Here is a 1,155-nt window from a genome sequence, read left to right on the forward strand (position 1 = left end):
CTAGTGTCCTGCGTCAGAAATTCGTCGGCAGAAGTTGGCGAGTGACTCGAGGATCTCCGCGGCGGTCTTGGTCCAGATGAAGGGCCTGGGGTTGTCGTTCCATTGCGTGATCCACGAGCGGATGTCGGCTTCGAGGTTCTGGACGTTCTTGTGGGCGCCGCGCCTGATCTGCTGATCGGCGAGGAAGCCGAACCACCGCTCGACCTGGTTGATCCAGGAAGAACCGGTTGGGGTGAAATGCATATGAAATCGAGGGTGGCGTTCCAGCCATGCCCGGATAGCCGGTGTTTTGTGGGTGCCGTAATTGTCGCAGATCAGATGGATCTGAAGATGGGCAGGGACCTCCTTGTCGATTTTGACGAGGAACTTCTTGAACTCCGCGGCCCGATGCCGGCGGTGCAGGGAACTGATGACCTCGCCGGTGGCGACGTCGAACGCCGCGAACAGCGTGGTCAGGCCGTTGCGGACGTAGTCGTGGGTGCGACGCTCAGGCATGCCGGGCATCATCGGGAGCACCGGCTGGGACCGGTCCAGAGCCTGGATCTGCGACTTCTCGTCAACGGAAAGGACGATCGCGCCGTCGGGCGGATTGAAATACAACCCGACAACGTCGTGCACTTTCTCCACGAACAGCGGGTCGGCGGAGAGCTTGAAAGTGTCGGTCAGGTGCGGCTTGAGCTGAAACTTCCGCCAGATCCGGCCGACAGTCGACCTGGACAAGCCGCTGCGCTGCGCCATCGAGGCACGTGACCAATGGGTGGCGTCCTTCGGGATTTCCTCCAGGGTCGCCACCACGACCGCTTCGACGTCCTCGACCCCGACCACCGGAGGACGGCCGGGCCGCGGCTCGTCGACCAGCCCGTCGAGACGGCGCGCCAGGAAGCGTCGCCGCCACTTGCGGACCATGTCCGGCGACACGCCGAGATCCTTCGCGACGCCCACGACCGGCGGCACGCCGTCCTCAGCGCACGCCAGCACGATCCGCGACCGCGCAGCCAAAGCCTGAGCAGACTTTCGCCGACGCACCCAGCCTTCCAACGTCGACCGTTCCTCGTCGGTGAGGACCACCGGCTCGAGCTTCGGACCCCGACGTCCCGCAACACCATCAGACATACCATCAGAGTCTAACTAGCGACGAATTTACGACGCAGGACA

At 63.5% G+C, this 1,155-nt stretch carries 1 protein-coding gene; it reads right to left on the bottom strand.

Translation table 11 applies throughout. From position 1 onward, the window contains the following. Positions 1-1,113 carry an IS630 family transposase gene (locus WA670_RS45030; RefSeq protein ID WP_134670449.1) on the bottom strand — a complete coding sequence of 371 codons (1,113 nt, stop codon included), beginning with the start codon at positions 1,111-1,113 and terminating at the stop codon, positions 1-3. Between the last annotated feature and the right edge of the window lie 42 nt (positions 1,114-1,155).

Origin of the sequence: Amycolatopsis sp. VC5-11, assembly GCF_037034185.1 — a bacterium.
Lineage (GTDB): Bacteria > Actinomycetota > Actinomycetes > Mycobacteriales > Pseudonocardiaceae > Amycolatopsis > Amycolatopsis nivea.

Excerpts from the sequence above, each read along its gene's own strand:
- WA670_RS45030 (WP_134670449.1), bottom strand. The coding sequence starts at position 1,113 with ATGTCTGATGGTGTTGCGGGACGTCGGGGTCCGAAGCTCGAGCCGGTG.